This window comes from Pseudomonas rossensis, assembly GCF_039888995.1.
GTDB classification, from domain to species: Bacteria; Pseudomonadota; Gammaproteobacteria; order Pseudomonadales; family Pseudomonadaceae; genus Aquipseudomonas; species Aquipseudomonas rossensis.
Genome location: NZ_JBBWCB010000373.1, coordinates 1 through 250 on the forward strand (window position 1 = coordinate 1; position 250 = coordinate 250).

The 250-nt window shown below is 48.8% G+C and carries 1 rRNA gene; it reads left to right on the forward strand.

Annotation, left to right across the window (positions count from 1 at the left end):
• Nucleotides 1-250, forward strand: a 23S ribosomal RNA gene (locus tag WLY71_RS30930); the annotation flags it as partial.

Genomic DNA, 250 nt, shown 5'->3' on the forward strand with positions numbered 1-250 from the left:
GCGAACCAGGGGAACTGAAACATCTAAGTACCCTGAGGAAAAGAAATCAACCGAGATTCCCTTAGTAGTGGCGAGCGAACGGGGACTAGCCCTTAAGTGGCTTTGAGATTAGCGGAACGTTCTGGAAAGTACGGCCATAGTGGGTGATAGCCCTGTACGCGAAAATCTCTTAGTCATGAAATCGAGTAGGACGGAGCACGAGAAACTTTGTCTGAATATGGGGGGACCATCCTCCAAGGCTAAATACTAC